This is a genomic window from Streptomyces sp. NPDC001002, assembly GCF_053599215.1.
This window is the reverse complement of sequence record NZ_JBSFLV010000017.1, coordinates 22271-39200: the sequence shown is the minus strand read 5'-3', so window position 1 is coordinate 39200 and position 16930 is coordinate 22271. Positions and strand designations below refer to the sequence as shown.

General features: G+C 71.7%; 14 protein-coding genes and 1 pseudogene. 3 read left to right on the top strand and 12 right to left on the bottom strand.

Annotated features, from left to right (window positions below; genetic code table 11):
* Positions 1 to 51 precede the first annotated feature (51 nt).
* Genes ACWDR3_RS10955 through ACWDR3_RS10940 form a run of 4 tightly spaced genes read right to left on the bottom strand, consistent with a single transcriptional unit; the run spans position 52 to position 4856 of the window.
* Positions 52 to 1173 carry an XdhC family protein gene (locus tag ACWDR3_RS10955; RefSeq protein WP_450352159.1) on the bottom strand — a complete coding sequence of 374 codons (1122 nt, stop codon included), beginning with the start codon at positions 1171 to 1173 and terminating at the stop codon, positions 52 to 54.
* On the bottom strand, positions 1166 to 3292 hold the full coding sequence (locus ACWDR3_RS10950; RefSeq protein WP_450352158.1) for a xanthine dehydrogenase family protein molybdopterin-binding subunit: 2127 nt from the start codon (positions 3290 to 3292) through the stop codon (positions 1166 to 1168). The genes ACWDR3_RS10955 and ACWDR3_RS10950 overlap by 8 nt, the downstream gene beginning before the upstream one ends.
* Positions 3289 to 4281 carry an FAD binding domain-containing protein gene (locus tag ACWDR3_RS10945; protein ID WP_450352157.1) on the bottom strand — a complete coding sequence of 331 codons (993 nt, stop codon included), beginning with the start codon at positions 4279 to 4281 and terminating at the stop codon, positions 3289 to 3291. The genes ACWDR3_RS10950 and ACWDR3_RS10945 overlap by 4 nt, the downstream gene beginning before the upstream one ends.
* Positions 4278 to 4856, bottom strand: a complete 579-nt coding sequence (locus ACWDR3_RS10940; protein WP_450352156.1) for a 2Fe-2S iron-sulfur cluster-binding protein — start codon at positions 4854 to 4856, stop codon at positions 4278 to 4280. The genes ACWDR3_RS10945 and ACWDR3_RS10940 overlap by 4 nt, the downstream gene beginning before the upstream one ends.
* A 239-nt stretch (positions 4857 to 5095) precedes the next feature.
* Between ACWDR3_RS10940 and ACWDR3_RS10935 the strand changes: the two genes are divergently transcribed.
* Entirely contained in the window at positions 5096 to 5674 is a 579-nt protein-coding gene (locus ACWDR3_RS10935; RefSeq protein ID WP_450352155.1) for a TetR/AcrR family transcriptional regulator, read from the top strand.
* Between the two features lie 30 nt (positions 5675 to 5704).
* Here the strand turns inward: ACWDR3_RS10935 and ACWDR3_RS10930 are convergent.
* Positions 5705 to 5850, bottom strand: a pseudogene (locus ACWDR3_RS10930) (SDR family oxidoreductase); the annotation flags it as partial.
* 221 nt (positions 5851 to 6071) lie between these two features.
* Here ACWDR3_RS10930 and ACWDR3_RS10925 point away from each other — a divergent pair.
* Positions 6072 to 7025 carry an AraC family transcriptional regulator gene (locus ACWDR3_RS10925; RefSeq protein ID WP_450352154.1) on the top strand — a complete coding sequence of 318 codons (954 nt, stop codon included), beginning with the start codon at positions 6072 to 6074 and terminating at the stop codon, positions 7023 to 7025.
* Between the two features lie 483 nt (positions 7026 to 7508).
* On the opposite strand, the gene ACWDR3_RS10920 is transcribed toward ACWDR3_RS10925, so the two are convergent.
* The gene (locus tag ACWDR3_RS10920) at positions 7509 to 9683 is read right to left on the bottom strand and encodes an FUSC family protein (protein WP_450352153.1); all 2175 of its coding nucleotides are present in this window, start codon (positions 9681 to 9683) and stop codon (positions 7509 to 7511) included.
* Positions 9684 to 9975: 292 nt separating this feature from the next.
* On the opposite strand from ACWDR3_RS10920, the gene ACWDR3_RS10915 reads away from it, so the two are divergent.
* The gene (locus ACWDR3_RS10915) at positions 9976 to 10425 is read left to right on the top strand and encodes a DUF1931 family protein (protein ID WP_450352152.1); all 450 of its coding nucleotides are present in this window, start codon (positions 9976 to 9978) and stop codon (positions 10423 to 10425) included.
* Between the two features lie 73 nt (positions 10426 to 10498).
* Here ACWDR3_RS10915 and ACWDR3_RS10910 read toward each other — a convergent pair whose 3' ends face one another.
* The 6 genes from ACWDR3_RS10910 to ACWDR3_RS10885 are packed head-to-tail and all read right to left on the bottom strand — an operon-like array spanning position 10499 to position 16925.
* Positions 10499 to 12280 (bottom strand): FAD-dependent oxidoreductase, encoded by a 1782-nt coding sequence (locus ACWDR3_RS10910; RefSeq protein WP_450352151.1) that lies wholly within the window; start codon positions 12278 to 12280, stop codon positions 10499 to 10501.
* A complete protein-coding gene (locus ACWDR3_RS10905; protein WP_450352150.1) occupies positions 12280 to 12543 on the bottom strand; it encodes a UBP-type zinc finger domain-containing protein in 264 nt (87 codons plus the stop codon). Before ACWDR3_RS10905 ends, ACWDR3_RS10910 begins: the two co-directional genes overlap by 1 nt.
* A gap of 5 nt (positions 12544 to 12548) precedes the next feature.
* Positions 12549 to 12995: a thioredoxin gene (gene trxA / locus ACWDR3_RS10900; protein WP_450352149.1), complete on the bottom strand. Its 447-nt coding sequence runs from the start codon at positions 12993 to 12995 to the stop codon at positions 12549 to 12551.
* Positions 12992 to 15631 carry an ATP-dependent chaperone ClpB gene (clpB, locus tag ACWDR3_RS10895; RefSeq protein WP_450352148.1) on the bottom strand — a complete coding sequence of 880 codons (2640 nt, stop codon included), beginning with the start codon at positions 15629 to 15631 and terminating at the stop codon, positions 12992 to 12994. Before clpB ends, trxA begins: the two co-directional genes overlap by 4 nt.
* Entirely contained in the window at positions 15622 to 15990 is a 369-nt protein-coding gene (locus tag ACWDR3_RS10890) for a chaperone modulator CbpM (protein WP_450352147.1), read from the bottom strand. The genes clpB and ACWDR3_RS10890 overlap by 10 nt, the downstream gene beginning before the upstream one ends.
* Entirely contained in the window at positions 15990 to 16925 is a 936-nt protein-coding gene (locus ACWDR3_RS10885) for a DnaJ C-terminal domain-containing protein (protein WP_450352146.1), read from the bottom strand. Before ACWDR3_RS10885 ends, ACWDR3_RS10890 begins: the two co-directional genes overlap by 1 nt.
* Positions 16926 to 16930 lie beyond the last annotated feature (5 nt).

The following is a 16930-nucleotide window of genomic DNA, read 5'->3' as shown; positions in this document are numbered from 1 at the left end:
CCGGGCCGCGAGTCTAGGTCACGTCATGACGGTCGGCGCGGGCGGCGTGTCTCAGTGGACGCCGCTGTGGTGGATGGGCGTGCCCGCTTCGGTCAGGGGTCGGCCGGTCCCGCCGCGGCGGGTCGCGACGATCTCGGCGGCGATCGACAGGGCCGTCTCCTCGGGGGTGCGGCCGCCGAGGTCGAGGCCGATGGGCGAGCGCAGGCGCTTCAACTCCCCTTCCGTCAGGCCTGCTTCACGCAGCCGCCGGTCGCGGTCGAGGTGGGTGCGCATGGAGCCCATGGCACCTACGAAGGCGACGGGCAGCCGTAGGGCGACCTCCAGCAGGGGGATGTCGAACTTGACGTCGTGGGTGAGGACGCACAGGACGGTGCGGGCGTCGGTCGTCGTGCGGAGCAGGTAGCGGTGCGGCCAGTCCACGACGATGTCGTCGGCCTCGGGGAAGCGCGCCCGGGTGGTGAAGACCGGACGCGCGTCGCACACGGTGACGTGGTAGCCGAGGAACTTGCCCGCGCGCACCAGCGCGGCGGCGAAGTCGATCGCACCGAAGACGATCATCCGGGGCGCCGGCACGCTCGATTCGACCAGCAGGGTCAGTCCGCCGGGGCAGTGCGAGCCGTCCTCGGACACCTCGACCGTGCCGGTGCGGCCGACGTCGAGCGCGGCTCGTGCCTCGGCCGCGGCCGTGCGGTCCAGGTCCGCGTGACCGCCGAGGGTGCCCTCGTACGAGCCGTCGGGGCGCACGAGCAGTCCCGCGCCCAGGCGCGCCGCGGGGCCGCGGACGACGCGGACGAGGGCGACCGACTCCCCCGTGGCGGCGAGGTCCAGCGCGGCGCGCACCAGGGCCCGCAGCGGTGAGTCGACTGGCAGCGGGGTGACGAGGACGTCGAGGACGCCGCCGCAGGTCAGCCCGACGGCGAAGGCGTCCTCGTCGCTGTAGCCGAATCGCTCCAGCACGCTGAGGCCGTTGTCCAGGGCCTGTTCGCACAGGTCGTACACCGCGCCCTCGACGCAGCCGCCGGACACCGAGCCCATGACCGTGCCCTCGGCGTCGACGGCGAGTGCGGCGCCGGGGCCGCGTGGTGCGCTGCCGCCGACGGACACCACGGTGGCGACGGCGACATCGCGGTCCTCGGCGAGCCAGCGTCGTAGGTCGGCTGCGAGGTCAAGCAAGGCGACCTGCCGTCAGGACGCGGTCGGGGCGGATGGGCAGGCTGCGGTGGCGGACCCCCGTCGCGTGCCAGACGGCGTTGGCCACGGCCGCCGCCGCGCCGACGATGCCGATCTCGCCGATGCCCTTGATGCCTACGGGGTCCTCGGGGTCGGGATCGTCCACCCAGTCCGCGTCGATGTGCGGTACGTCGGCGTGGGTGGCGATGTGGTAGCCCGCGAGGTCGGCGCCGATCGGGCCGCCGTAGACGCTGTCGCGATGGGCCTCCTCGTGCAGCGCCATCGAGATGCCCCAGATCATGCCGCCGGTGAACTGCCCTTTGGCGGTCAGGGGGTTGACGATCCGGCCCGCGGCGAAGATGCCGAGCATGCGGCGCACCCGCACCTCGCCCGTGGCCGTGTCGACGGCGACCTCGGCGAACTGGGCGCCGAAGGAGTGGCGTTCCTTGCGGGCGAGCGCGGCGATGGCCTCGGTCGTGTCGGAGCGCACGGTGATGCCCTGCGGCGGGATCTCCATGCCCGGCACGAGCCGTTCGCGCAGTTCCGCGGCCGCCGCCATGACGGCCCAGGACCACGAGCGGGTGCCCATGGATCCGCCGGCGATCATCGCGGGTCCGTACGCGCTGTCCCCCAGCCGCACCCGCACGCGCCCGACCGGCACGTCGAGGGCGTCGGCGGCGACGAGCGTGAGTGCGGTACGGGCCCCGGTGCCGATGTCCGCGGCGGAGATGCTGACGGTGAAGCCGCCGTCGGCCTCCGCCGTGATCGTCGCGGTCGAGGGTGCGGCACCGGCGCCGAAGGATGCGCCGGCGGTGCCGGTGCCCAGCAGCCAGCGGCCGTCGCGGCGCACCCCGGGCCGCGGGTCGCGCTCGGCCCAGCCGAAGCGGCGGGCCCCTTCTTCGAAGCAGGCACGCAGGTTGCGGCTGGCGAAGGGCAGGCCGGAGACCGGGCCCTTGTCCGGTTCGTTGCGCAGGCGCAGTGCGATGGGGTCCATCCCGCACTGCTCGGCGAGTTCGTCCAGGGCGGCCTCCAGGGCGAAGGATCCCGGCGCCTCGCCCGGCGCGCGCATCCACGTGGGGCTGGGCACGTCGAGCCGGACGACCTGGTTCTCGGTGTGGTGCGCGTCCGCGTCGTACATCACCCGGGCCACACCTGCGCTCGGTTCGACGAACTCGTAGACCGTGGAGGTGCGGCTGAGGGCGCGGTGGTCCAGGGCGCGCAGGCGGCCGTCGGGGTCCGCGCCGAGCCGTACCCGCTGGATGGTGGGGCTGCGGTGTCCGGCCAGCGTGAACATCTGACGTCGGGTCAGCACGACGCGTACGGGCCGCTGCAGGACGGTGGCGGCCATGACGGCGGCGACCTGGTGGGCGCGTACGCCCTTGCTGCCGAAGCCTCCGCCCACGTGCTCCGAGGTCACGTGCACGGACTCCGGGTCGAGGGAGAAGAGGTTGGCGAGCTCCGCGACGACCCAAGTGGCGCCCTGGTTGGAGTCGGTCAGCTCCAGACGGCCCTCGTCCCAGCGGGCGGTGGCCGCGTGGGGCTCCATCGGGTGGTGGTGTTCCTCGGGCGTGGTGTACTCGGCGTCGACCACGAACGCCGACGCGGCGAGTTCGCTCTCCAGGTCGCCCTTGTCCGTGACGGCAGGCATGTGTCCGTCGACGGGGTACGCGTTCGGGTCCCCGGCGGTGAACTCGACGTCGTGGGGCTGGTGTTCGTAGTGGACGACGAGTGCTTCCGCGGCCTCGCGGGCCTGTTCGGGAGTTTCGGCGACGACCAGGGCCACCGGCCAACCCACGTGCGGCACCTGGTCGTTCTGGAACACGGCGCAGGTGGGGTCGGGCCTGGTCCCCAGCATGCCGACGAAGTCGGTGTGCAGGCGCAGGGCGTTGCCGTGGTGGAGGACGGCCAGGACGCCGGGCATCGCGAGGACGGGCTCGGTGTCGATGGCCTCGATGCGGCCGCGGGCGGCGCAGGAGAGCACCAGCCAGCCGTGCGCGAGGTCGGTGAAGGGGACCTCTCCCGCGTAGCGCGCCTTGCCGGTGACCTTGTCACGGCCTTCGACGCGGACGTGCTTGGTGCCGACGGCGCGTAGTGGCGCGCCCTTGACGGTGGTCGAGGTCATCGGCCGGCCTCCTCGGCGAGTTCACCGAGCACGGCCACGGTCAGGTTGCGCATCAGGGTCACCTTGTACTCGTTGTGCGCCAGCGGTCGGGCCGCGGCCAGTTCGGCGTCCGCGGCGGCGGTGAAGGTGTCGGTGACGGCCGGCGCCCCGATGAGGACGCGTTCGGCCGCGCGGGCCCTCCAGGGGCGGCTGGCGACCGCTCCGAAGGCCACGCGGGCGTCGTGCACGACGCCGTCACGGACGTCGAGCGCGGCCGCGATCGAGCCGATGGCGAAGGCGTAGGACGCGCGTTCGCGCACCTTGCGGTAGCGGGAGTTGGCGGCCACGGGTGACGGCGGCAGGGTGACGTGGGTGATCAACGCGCCGGGCGGCAGGGCCGTTTCGCGGTGCGGGGTCTCTGCCACGGGCAGGTACAGCCACCCGATGGGCACCTCGCCCGGGCCGTCGGCGGTCTCGTAGTGCACCACGCCGTCGAGGGCCGCCAGGGCGACCGCCATGTCCGAGGGGTGCACGGCCACGCAGTGCGAAGAGGCGCCCAGGACGGCGTGGTTGTGGTGCTCACCGCGGACGGCGGGGCAACCGCTGCCGGGCTCACGCTTGTTGCACGGCTTGGTGAGGTCGGTGAAGTAGCCGCACCGCGTGCGTTGCAGGAGATTGCCGCCGACGGTGGCCATGTTGCGCAGCTGACCCGAGGCGCCGGCCAGGACGGCCTGCGTCAACACCGGGTAACGGCGCCGCACTTCGGGGTGCGCGGCGAGGTCGCTGTTGGTGACGGTGGCTCCGATACGCAGTCCGCCGTCGGCGGTGGTCTCGATGCGGTCCAGTGGCAGTTCACGTACGTCCACCAGACGGGCGGGCCGTTCGACGCCGCTCTTCATCAGGTCGACCAGGTTGGTGCCGCCCGCGAGGAACCGCGCTTCGGGGTCGGCGCCGAGCAGTGCGACCGCGCCCGACACGTCGGCGGCCTTCTGGTAGGTGAACTCCTTCATGCCGCCTGCTCCTCCGAGTCCGCTCCGATGCCGGCCGGCTGTGCGGCCGTCGTTCCGGCCGCCTGTGCGACGGCGTCGACGATCGAGGCGTAGGCGGCACACCGGCACAGGTTGCCGCTCATGCGTTCGCGGATCTCCTCGGCCGTCAGCGGCGGCGGTCCCGACTCGGGCCGCACGTCGTCCGTCGCGGCGCTCGGCCACCCCGCGGCGTGCTCCTGGAGCACACCGATCGCCGAACAGATCTGCCCGGGCGTGCAGTAGCCGCACTGGTAACCGTCGAGGTCGAGGAAGGCCTGCTGGACTGGATGAAGCCGCTCACCATCCGCCACGCCCTCGATGGTGGTGACCTCACGCCCCTCGGCCGCCACCGCGAACTGGAGACACGCCACGGTGCGACGGCCGTCGACCAGGACTGTGCAGGCACCGCACTGTCCCTGGTCGCAGCCCTTCTTGGTGCCGGTCAGGTCGAGACGCTCGCGCAGCGCGTCCAGGAGCGTGGTGCGGTGGTCGACGGGCAGCGTGAACTTCTCGCCGTTGATGTGCAAGGTGATGACGCTGGACGTCGGTAAAGCCATGAGCCACTTCTTTCAGGGATCTCGACGGACATCGAAAGGGGCGTTCCGGGGGAATCGCGGCAAGGACCGGAAGCCGTTGCGCAGTGCGCGTCCAGCGACGGTGGACACGGGCTGCCGTACGAGTGGGGGCAGGGCTAAGATGGCCGAAACGGACAGCTGTCCGCTCTTCGGCAAACGTAGTGGACAGCTGTCCGCTTAGCAAGGTCGGGTTTCGGTCCCGGGCCCGTGAGGAGTCCCGCGTGCAGCAGAACGACAACGCGCCCCTGCGCTCGGACGCGCAGCGCAACCGCGAACGCATCCTCGATGTGGCCGTCGCGGAGCTGACGCAGTGCCCGGACGTGCCCCTCAGCACGATCGCCAAGAAGGCGTGTGTCGGCCAGGGCACGTTCTATCGGAACTTCCCCAACCGCGAGGCTCTCGTCCTGGAGATCTACCGCCACGAGATGCGGCAGGTGGCCGAAAACGCGACCAAGCTCCTGGAGCAACTGCCGCCGCAGGAGGCCCTGCGGACCTGGATGGACCGGCTGGCCGAGTTCGCCATGACCAAAGCGGGCCTGGCGGACGCGATCCGCCTGGTCACCAGCGCTCCGGGCACCCCCGCCAAGCCCTCCCCCACCCCCGTCGCCGACGCGGCCGACCTCCTGCTGCGCACGAACGAGGAAGCGGGCACCATCCGCCCCGGCGTCACCTCCGACGACTTCATGCTCGCCATCGCCGGCCTGTGGCAGATGACCCCCACCGAGAACTGGCGCCCCCGAGCCACTCGCCTCCTCGACCTGGTCATGGACGGTCTCCGCACCGGGGCGCTGGGCGGCTGACGGTGGGCAGGGGGCCGAAGCCGCCGGGTCAGGCAGGATTGAGTCCGCCTACCCCCGTCGACGCGCACCGCGCCGCCTGTCGTGGCTGACGCCTGCTCCGAGCTGAGGCAGACGACCATGTTCGCGATCTCCTCCGACTCGATCAGCCGTCGCAGCAGGGACTGGGGGCGATGTTGGACAGCCAGCCGGCCGCGCCTCAGCGGCGACCGGATGCCCTCGGCCGGGTTGAGGTCGGGCGCACAGGAGGGCAACCGGTAGACGGTCAGCCAGTCCTGCCGGGCGATGAATGCCCTGCCCCGTGCCATGAGCCACATGGAAAAATGGGCACGGTAGCAGGCAATGGGTAACGGTAACGTGCACCGTCCCTCGTACGGTCCAAGGCGCAGGAGGCCAGGATTTGCTGAAGTTCCGGACGACGGATGTGGACGAAGCCCGGCAGGTCATGCACGAACGCTTCTACGCCAACTTCATCGACGTGCCCGACGGCAGCGCGCAGTTCATGGCCCGGTACGACATCGCCGCACTCGGTCCGCTCACCCTCGGACGACTCTCCTTCGGCGAAGAGGTGCGCATAAAGTTCGGCGAACTCGGCTCCTACCACGTGGACATCCCCCTGGGCGGCCACCTGGCCTGGCGTCAAGGGGCGCACACCAACGCGGTGGCGACCACCGCGAACGCCGCCGTCTTCCAGCCGTACGGCGACACGACCCTGGATCGAGTGAGCACCGACTGCTCCATGCTGGCCGTGAAGATCGACCCCAAGGCCCTCAACGATCAACTCGAACGCCTTCTCGGCCGCCCCCTGGGCACCCCCGTCGTCCTCACGCCCGAACTCGACGTCGCTCACGGCGCGGGCCTGAGCTGGGTACGGATGATCCGCGCGGTGTTCGGCGAGATGCGGGCCGGCGGGCTGCCCACCCGGCCGATGGTCGCCCGCCCGCTCCAGGAGGCCCTGCTGACCGGGCTCCTCCTCGCCACCGGCCACCGCTACCGCGACGAACTCGACCGACCAAAACCCGCCCTGCGCCCGGGCCCCGTCAAGCGTGCCGTCGAGGCCATGCACAGCATGCCGCAACACCCTTTCACGGTAGGAGAGTTGGCCGTCCTCGCCGGGGTGAGCGTGCGGCGACTCCAAGAATCCTTCCAGCAGTACGTCGGCATGACCCCGCTGGCCTACCTCACCGACGTCCGCCTCACCCGCGCCCACGACGAACTGCGGCGCGGCACACCGGGCGAAGTGAACGTGGGCGAGGTAGCCCATCGTTGGAGCTTCGACCACCTGGGCCGCTTCGCGTCCCGCTACCGAGCGCGCTTCGGCGAGTTGCCCTCGCAGACGCTGCGTTCCGGGTGACCACGCCCCACGCCATCGCCCCGCGCTATGCGGACAACCGACGCGCTCAGCGGATCGTGCACGGCGGCTGCCACACCGTAGATTCCTGATGTTCGCGCGTCGCCTCTTCGGTCCGCCGCGCGGACATCGGCCGGCCCATCTCCACCCCTTCCGGCCGGTCACCGCCCGGCGGCGTCCCCCGACAGCCACGGGCGGGTCGGCAGCGCACATGCGGCCTCAACCCCGCCACGGTGTACTGCCGACACCGAAGAAGGTCCGGGCCGGGGTCGGCGCCGGCCCGGACCTTGAAGGTGTCTTGCCGGGTCGCGCCGGCACCCGGACCGGCTCCTCCCACTCCCACACCGCGGAACCACTCCAGGTTCACGACGGCAAGTGGACAAGTACGGGACGACCGGCAGGCAGCATCGCGGGATCAGCCGGGACGACGCACCGGGACACCGTTTCCCGCTCCAGGAGGCGCGGCGCTCCCTGTCGCCGGAGCCGTCACCCAGCCCGATGGGCGGGTCCTGATCCGTCGCCTTCCGCCGTCACGGCCGCCCGCACCCGCTGCTCCTCGCGAGCAGAGCCGACGTCCCGTTCCAGCGGTGTGCGACTCACGGCCGTCGAGAGGTCCTCCAAGGCCCGCTTCTGCAGCTCCGCCTCACGCCGCGCTACCGGGCTCCGGTCCCCGGTGGCGCCCTCCCACGCATGGAGCGCCTTCTCCACACGCCCCCAGTCCGGATTCCTGTGCTCGCGCACGTCGACCGCCGCCTGCGCGGTGTCCGCCTCCAGTGCCTCGGCGAACTGCTCCGCCTCGGGAACGAAACGGCCGTCGGCCCGCGGGACGTGGCTCTCCATGAGCATCGCCGCCCGGCCGAACCCCTTGAGTGCCTCCTGCGCCTCCTCCGCCTCGCGCGACGTCAGACCCCTGGGGCGGACCGGTTCCCGCGTCGCCCGGTCGTACGCCTCCTGCCAGGCAGCACGTGCCTCCCTGCTCGCCAGCAGCGCCCTGCGCACGTCGGCGCGGTGTTCCGGGGTCGGTTCGGCGTAGCCGCGGAGCACGGCGGCCGCGTAGCGGCCGTTGGCGGCGAGCCAGTCCGCGAGCCGGCCCGCCAGCCTGGGCGTCTCCCACGCGGGGAACAGCACGTACGCCAGCATTGCCAGGGCCCCGCCGAGCAGAGTGAGCACCACCCGCTCCGGGACCGTCTGCTCCCATGCCTGGCCGCCCATGCCGAGCAGGAAGACGACGTACGCGGCAGTGAAGCACTGGGAGTAGGCATAGCCGGTACGGATCAGCGTGTACGACAGGCCAGCGGAGACCACCGCCAGCGCGCCGAACACATGGGCGTCCGGTCCCAGGGCCCGCACCATCCCGGTGGCGAGCGCGACCCCCGCCAGGGTCCCGGCGAGACGGGCCACCGCACGCGCGTACGTCCGGTGGAAGTCCGGCCGCATCACCATCACCGAGGCGATGGGTGCCCAGTAGCCGTGGCCCAGGGGCAGCCGGTCGGCGATCAGACAGCCGAGCGTGGCCACCGCGGCCAGGCGGACGGCGTGCCGGAACACGGGCGAGTCCGGGCGGAGCTCCCGGCGGACCGCCCGAACGACGACAGGGACCAGCCGGAACATCGTCGGGCGCATCAAGAACTGGGCGTCCGCGGGGCCGGGCGGCGTGGGCGTCCTCCCGCGCGCGCCGCCGCTCCCGGCGATCTCCAACGCCTCGCCGAGCAGTTCCACGAGCCGCTCCGCGGCCTGCCGGGCAGGCCCCTCCAGCACCTCGTGCTCCTCGTCGACACGCAGGACGTCCGCGCTCCCGGGCGGCACCTCGGCGGGAGTGCCGCGGCGGATCGAACGGGCGGCCGCGTCCAGGACGTCGGCGGCCGTGTCGAGCAACTCCCGCGCGCGGTCCCGCCCGGGCCCCTCCTCCGGGGCGCCGACGTCCGGGTCGGCGAGCGCGGCGACGATCGGCCGGATGCGCTCGGCCAGTCCCCGGGGGCCGTGGAGGACGGAGGGACGGGTGCGGGCCTGTGACGGCGTCACGGCGGCCGCGTCCCGGGCCGTCATCAACGGTTCCGGTTCGAACGGAGCGGTCGGGTCGTACCGCAGCCGGCGGGCGTAGTCCGCCACGGCGGCCAGGGCGTCGGCGAGCGCGTCACGATGCGCCCCCCAACGTCGGATCGGGAACAGCAGGATCAACACGGCCTGCGCCACACCCCCGAGCGCGATGATCCCGGCGTGTTCCAGGGCTCGCCCGACGCTCGTGGGCAGGGTGACGGTCACCAGCATGCTGCCGACCGTCGTCGCTGCGACGATCCCGGCGGTCGATCCGGCGGCCCACGCCATCCCCGCGGCAAAGGCCCATACGGCCAGCAGCGGAAGGAACGTCACGAGTCGCCCCGCCGCCAGGTAGCCCACGAAGGTGCTGAGCGCCAGACCCGCGCCCGCGCCGAGCGCGATCACCTTGCGTGGACGCCAGGTGCGCTGGAAGGTGGCCCCACCCGCGGAGTAGGCACCGAGGGCGGCGGACGCGGCGTATTCGGGAGAGGCCAGCCACAGCACCGGCCCGATGACGATCGCCATCCCAACGGCCGTACGCAGCGCGAGCAGGGGCTCCAGCCGCGTCTCCTCGATCGTGAGCCCGGATCGCAGGACCTCGCCGAAGGCCCGCAGCCACGTCACAGGGGTGAGCCTAGCCGGAACGCCCTGCGGGGTCGCGCCGGCTGCCCTTACGTCCTGCCCTGCCTTTTCAGGGGGTGGAGGCTGGCGGTCTGCGTCATCCGCCTCCGGCTGATGTTCACCCGCACGACCGTCCGACTACGCGGGCAGTCGCACGCCTGGGCCTGGCAGGGCAATACAGGGAGGCCGATTGGGCCCGGCATGGGCATGCGTTCGCGCGCTCCCGTCGGCAAGGCTGACTGCGAAGCCAGGGAGCCGGGAACCACCCCGACGCCCGCAGCCGGAGGGTGCCGTCATGACCGTGATGTCCATCGCCAGGTTCGAAAGGTTCTTCCGCGCGGCCGCGGGACTGAACGTCGACAAGAACGATCTCAAGCGCCACAGCGACTTCGTGGACGCCAAGCTCTACGATCTGCTGACCGTCGCCCAGGCCACTGCCAAGGCCAACGGGCGCGACATCATCCGGACCTGTGACCTGCCGATCACGAAAGGCCTGCAGGAGAGCATTCACCACTTCCGGAAGATCGACCAGGAGGTGGAACTCAAGCCGATCCTGGAACAGCTCGCCACCCACCCCGCTCTGGACCGCACGCCCGACGAGGAGACCGAGGCGGCCTATCCGGACATCATCGGCGGACTCAGCCTGGCCCTCGCTCAGTGCTTCAAGATCCTCCACCCCGACCTGAAGAACCCCCAGACTCGGCACTGGGACGAGGCCCGAGCCGTCTTCGACCTCCTGCTGTGAGCGGCGACCGGACCCGACTCCGTCAGTGGATTGCGTGGCCGGCCCAGGGACCTGTCTCGTCGCCCGCCGCGGGTCATGCGAGCCAGGCGGACTCCTTCGGGCGGGTGTGCGGGGAGGTGTCGGTGCCGCCGGGCGCGGCCGTGTGACCCAGGTAGCGGTGCACGAAGTGGATGCTCATCGCGCCTTCGCCGACCGCGGAGGCCACGCGCTTCACCGAGCCGCTGCGGATGTCGCCGGCGGCGAAGACGCCAGGCAGGCTGGTCTCCAACGTCAGGCAGTCGCGGCCCTGGCTCTGCCACAGTTCGGGAACGGAGCACGCCTGCGCCTCCGCGCCGGTGAGCACATAGCCGCGCGCGTCGAGGGCGAGCGCGCCGGACAGCCACTCGGTGTGAGGGTCCGCGCCGGTGAAGACGAACAGGGCCCCCACCTCAAGGTGGCGATGCTCCCCCGTACGGTGGTCGACCACGGTGACCGCCTCCAGAGCCTTGTCGCCGAGTGCCTCGGTCACCTCGGTGTGCAGCAGGACGCGCACCCGCGGGTGGCGCTCTATCTGATCGATGAGGTAGCGGGACATGTGGGCTTCGAGGCTCGGCCCACGGACGAGCAGATACACCTGCGGTGCGTACGCAGCCAGGAAGAGCACGGCCTGGCCCGCGGAGTTGCCGCCGCCGACCACCGCCACCGGGTCGGTACGGCACTGCTGGGCCTCGTAGACGGTCGCCGAGTAGTGGACGCTCGTGCCCTCCAACGGCTGGATGCCGGGCACCTGGAGGCGGCGGTAGCGGGCGCCGGTGGCCAGGACGACGGTGCGGGCGGTGATCTCGCTGCCGTCGGCGAACCCGACGGCGTAGTGGCCGTCCCGCCGTTCGAGCCGGGCCGCCTCCGCCGGGACACTGATGCGAGCGCCGAACTTGTCCGCCTGGAGCACCCCGCGTTCGGTGAGTTCGGCGCCGGAGATGCCGGAGGGGAAGCCGAAGCAGTTCTCGATGCGGGAGGACGTACCGGCCTGGCCGCCGGTGGCCATCGCCTCGGCCACGGTCGTGCCGAGGCCCTCCGAGGCGGCGTTCACCGCGGCGGAGAGACCGGCCGGACCGGAGCCGACGATCAGGAGATCGCCGCGGCCGTTGCCCGACGGCAGGGGCGGCAGGCCGATGAACCGGGCCAGTTCGGCGTTGCTCGGATTGCGCAGCAGGGTCGTGTCCCGCCAGATCACCAGCGGCGTCTGCTCCGGACCGACCCCGAAGCGGCGCAGCAGCGCCTCGGCCTCCTCGTCCGTCTCCAGATCGATCCAGCGGTGCGGCAGCCGGTTGCGGGCGGCGAATTCGCGCAGCCGCCGGGTGTCGGGCGAATAGCGCGAGCCGATGATGCGGAAGCCTGCGCCCTGCCCGACGAGCAGGGCACGGCGGCCCAGGCAGGCGCGCAGCACCACATCACCGAGGAGGGAGTCCCGGGTCACCAGGTCACGCAGCTGGTCCATGGACAGGGCGAGGATCTCGCCGGGGTCCCTGACCACGGCGGTGTAGAAGGCCACCTGTCCGTTCAGGAGGCCGAGTTCGCCGATGAAGCGTCCAGGGCCGTGCACACGCAGCAGGCGTTCACCGGGCGTGCCGTAGCCCTCGACGATGGCGACCGAGCCGCCAAGGACGACGTAGAACGTCTCGCACCGCTCGCCCTCCCGGATCAGCACGTCACCGGCGTCGACCGGGCGCGTGCGGCCGTGCTGGGCCAGGCGGGCCATCGTGTCGTCCGGCAGGCGGGGATAGGCGCCGTAGATGTCGGGAGTCTCGAAGGGGACGCTCTCCTCGGCCTCCTCCGGCACGGGCGCTTGGCCCGTCCGCGTCCGGTCGCCGGGCATCACACGAACGCCTCGTGCGCGTAGCACCACCGCCAGTCCTCGCCGGGTTCCAGCGACGTCACGATCGGATGGCCGTGGGCGGCGGCGTGACGGCGAGCGTGCCGGTTCGGCGAGGAGTCGCAGCAGCCGACGTGGCCGCAGGTCAGGCAGAGCCTGAGGTGAACCCACGAGGAGCCGAGTACCAGACACTCCTGACACCCTTCCGGGGTCAGCGGCTGGACCGGCCGGACAAGCGCGAGGTGGGGGTCTGCGTGCAGGGTCATCCGGATCACTCCTCCCGGGCCGCGATCGACTGTTCGACCCACCGACGCAGAGCGGGAGCGGGCGCCGCCCCCGCCTGCCGGGCGATGGTCCTCCCCTTGTCGAGGACGAGCAGCGTCGGTACCGCCTGCACCTCGAACCGCCGCGCCAGCAGCGGGTTCTTGTCGATGTCGACCTTGACCAGTTTGATCGTTCCCGCGAGATCGGTGGCGACCTTCTCCAGCGCGGGGCTCACCATGCGGCAGGGGCCGCACCAGGTGGCCCACAGGTCGACGACGACGGGCACGGTGACCTGCTCGACGACCTCGGTGAAGTCGTCGTCGCCCGCGTCGGCCATCCACGGCAGCGGCTGCTTGCAGTTGCCGCACCTGGGCCGGCCCTCGGCGGCCACGGGCACCCGGTTGGTGCGCCCGCAGTGCGGACAGGTGACGTTGGTGGCTTGCACGGTACTCATGCCGCACTCGCTCCCTTCACGTCCTCGGGCTGCTCGTAGGTGACCACCAGTTCGCCGTGTTCGGCGTCGACGCGCACGGTCGCGCCGTCCTGGACGTCGCCGCGCAGCAGGGCGCGTCCGACCAGGGTCTCGACCTCGTGGGAGATGTAACGCCGCAGCGGCCGGGCCCCGTACACCGGGTCGTAGCCCTGGTGGGCGATCAACTCCCTGGCGGCATCGGTGAGTTCGACGGTGATGCGGCGCTCGGCGAGCCGCTGCCGCAGCTCGTCGAACTGCAGCTCCACGATCCGCTCGATCTGCCGCTCACCGAGCGGCTTGAACAGCACGATGTCGTCGACCCGGTTGAGGAACTCCGGGCGGAAGTGCCCGCGCAGTTCGCCCATCACCAGGGCGCGGGCGTCGGGCTTGATGTCGCCCTCGGCGGTGGCGCCGTCGAGGAGGTGCTCGGAGCCGATGTTGGACGTCATGATGATCACGGTGTTGCGGAAGTCGACCGTGCGGCCCTGGGCATCGGTGATGCGGCCGTCGTCGAGGATCTGCAGCAGGGTGTTGAAGACATCGGTGTGCGCCTTCTCGACCTCGTCGAACAACACGACGGAGTACGGCTTGCGGCGTACGGCCTCGGTGAGTTGGCCGCCTTCCTCGTAGCCGACGTATCCGGGGGGTGCGCCCATCAACCGGCTGACGGTGTGCCGCTCCTGGTACTCGCTCATGTCGAGGCGGACCATGTTCTCCTCGGAGTCGAACAGGGTCCGGGCGAGGGTCTTGGCCAGTTCAGTCTTCCCGACGCCGGTGGGGCCGAGGAAGATGAACGAGCCTATGGGGCGGCGAGGGTCGCGGATGCCGGAGCGGGCGCGGATGATGGCGTCGGTGACGAGCTTGACGGCCTCGTCCTGGCCGATGACGCGCTCGCGCAGGATGTCGTCGAGACGCAGCAGTTTCTCGCGTTCCCCCTCCTGGAGGCGGGATACCGGGATGCCGGTCCAGGCGGCGACGATCTCGGCGATCTCCTCCTCGGTGACGACCTCGCGCAGCAGCCGGTTCTGCCCTTGTTTGGCCGCCAGTTGCTCCTCCTCCGCGGCGAGTCGGCGTTCCAGGTCCTGGAGGCGGCCGTAGCGGAGTTCGGCGGCGCGGTTGAGGTCGTAGGCGCGTTCGGCCTCCTCCGCCTCGTGGCGGACCTGCTCCAGTTCCTGGCGCAGTTCCTGTACGCGGCGGATCGCCTGCCGTTCGGCCTCCCACTGGGCGTGTTTGGCGTCGGCCTCGCCGCGCAGGTCGGCCAGTTCCCTGCGCAGTTCCTCCAGGCGGGTCCTGCTGGCGGGGTCGGTCTCCTTGGACAGGGCCGCGTCCTCGATCTCCAGGCGGGTCACCCGGCGGGTGATCTCGTCGAGTTCGGCGGGCATGGAGTCGATCTCCGTGCGCAGCCGGGCGCACGCCTCGTCGACGAGGTCGATGGCCTTGTCGGGCAGGAAACGGTCGGTGATGTAGCGGTGGGAGAGCGTCGCCGCCGCGACCAGCGAGGTGTCCTGGATCTTGACACCGTGGAAGACCTCGAGGCGTTCACGCAGTCCGCGCAGGATGGAGACGGTGTCCTCCACGCTGGGTTCGTCGACCACGACCTGCTGGAAGCGGCGTTCGAGGGCGGCGTCCTTCTCAATGTGCTTCCGGTACTCGTCGAGGGTGGTGGCGCCGATCATGTGGAGTTCGCCGCGGGCGAGCATGGGCTTGAGCATGTTGCCCGCGTCCATGGCCCCTTCGGCGGCGCCCGCGCCGACGACGGTGTGCAGTTCGTCGACGAAGAGCAGGATGCGCCCCTGGGCCGCCTTCACCTCGGACAGTACGGCCTTGAGGCGTTCCTCGAACTCGCCGCGGTACTTGGCGCCAGCGACCAGTGAGCCCATGTCGAGGGCGAACACGATCTTGTCGCGGAGTCCTTCGGGCACGTCGCCGCGGACGATGCGCTGGGCGAGGCCCTCGACGATGGCGGTCTTGCCGACGCCGGGGTCGCCGATCAGGACGGGGTTGTTCTTGGTCTTGCGGCTGAGGATCTGGGTGACGCGGCGGATCTCGGCGTCCCGGCCGATGACCGGGTCCAGCCGCCCGGACCGGGCTTCAAGGACCAGGTCGCGGCCGTACTTCTCCAGGGCCTCGTAGGCCACCTCGGGGTTGGCGGAGGTCACGCGCTGGTTGCCGCGGACCTGGGTGAGCGCGCCGAGGAAGGAGTCCTGGGTCACGCCGTGCTCCTTCAGCAGGCGCCCGGCGGCGGTCGCCGAGCCCTCCGCGGTCAGCGCCAGCAGCAGGTGTTCCACGGACACGTACTCGTCCTTGAGGCGTTTGGCCTCCCGCTCCGCCGCGTCCAGCAGCCGGGCCAGGCGTTGGGTGACGAAGACCTGGCCCGGCGCCGCGCCCGGGCCGGTCACCTTGGGCCGGCGCGAGAGCTCCTCGCGTACGGCCGCGCGCAGCTCCTTGGGTTCGGTGCCCGCCTGCTGCAGCAGCCGTGGGATGAGGCCCTCCTCCTGGTCGAGGAGAGCGAGCAGCAGGTGTTCGCCGTCGACCTCGGTGTGGCCCAGGCGGCCAGCGGCGCTCTGGGCCTCCTGGAGGGCTTCCTGTGACTTCTGGGTCAGGCGGTTCATGTCCATGGTGGTAGATCACTCCTCATGCCTGCACGCCGCAGCGCGGATTCGAGCAAGCTGATGCGGTCGAGCAGATCGAGCACCAGACCGAGGGATGCGTAGTTCAGGCACAGCCCGGTGCGCAGACGTTGGACGCGGGCCAGCGCGGCCGGGGCCGCGGGGCTGAACACCAGCCGCCCGGAGGCGTCATGGCCGGCGTCCACCAGTCCGAGGGCGACGAACCGACGGATCAGGTCGGGATGGAGGCCCGAGCGGCGGGCCGCGGTCTCCAGGGAGAGCACGGGCACGGGCACGATCGCGTACCGCGCGCCCACCTCGGTCGTGCGTGTGTGGGACGGGTGGGCCTCGGCAGGTCGGTCGGTCATCACGTCCTCCTGGGGTCGAACGAGGAGACGGCGGCAAGTTCCTCCAGCAGCTCCCGCTCCCGGTCGCTCAGCCGGGGCGGCACCATGATCCGCAGCTCCGCGTACAGGTCTCCGTTCGCGCCGCGCGGCCCCGGCATGCCCTCGCCGCGCAGTCGCAGGCGCCGTCCGCTGGAGGACCCGGCGGGCACGGTCACCTTCGCCGTGTCACCGCTCGGTGTGCGCACCGGCACGGTCGCTCCCAGCGCCGCCTCCCACGGGGTGACCGGAAGCCGCACGTGGACGTCCCGGCCGTCGAGGCGGAACTCGGGGTGGGGCTGGATCCGCACCCGCAGGTACAGGTCCCCGGCGGGAGCGTCGTCGCCGCTCCCGCGCCCGCCCTCCCCGGCCAGCCGGATGCGCTGCCCGTCGATGGTGCCGGGCGGCACGTCGACCTGGTACCGCCGCTGCCCGTTGGGCCCGGCGAGGGTGACCGTACGGCGGCCGCCCCGATAGGCCTCCTCGACGGTGAGCGGCAGTTCGGCCTCCTGGTCGGCGCCGGGCACGCGCATCCGCCCGGCACCGCCGAACAGCGAGCCGAACAGATCCTCGACGTCGACCCCCTCGCCATCGAAACCTGCCGTGGAGTACCGCACCCGGGGACCGCCGCCGGTGGTCCGACGGGAGCCGCTGCCGGCTCCCGCGCCGGCGGCGACCCGCTCCTCCCAGTCCTCCGGGACCTGCCGGAAGTCCTCGCCGAAGCGGTCGTAGCGGGCTCGCTGCTCCGGATCGGACAGGACGCTGAAGGCCTCGTTGATCTCCTTGAACCGCTCCTCCGCCTGGGGGTCCTTGTTGACGTCGGGGTGGTGTTTGCGGGCCAGGGTGCGATAGGCCCGCTGGATCTCGTCCCGGTCGGCGGTGCGCGAGACACCGAGCACCTCGTAGAAGTCGCGTGCCATGGCCG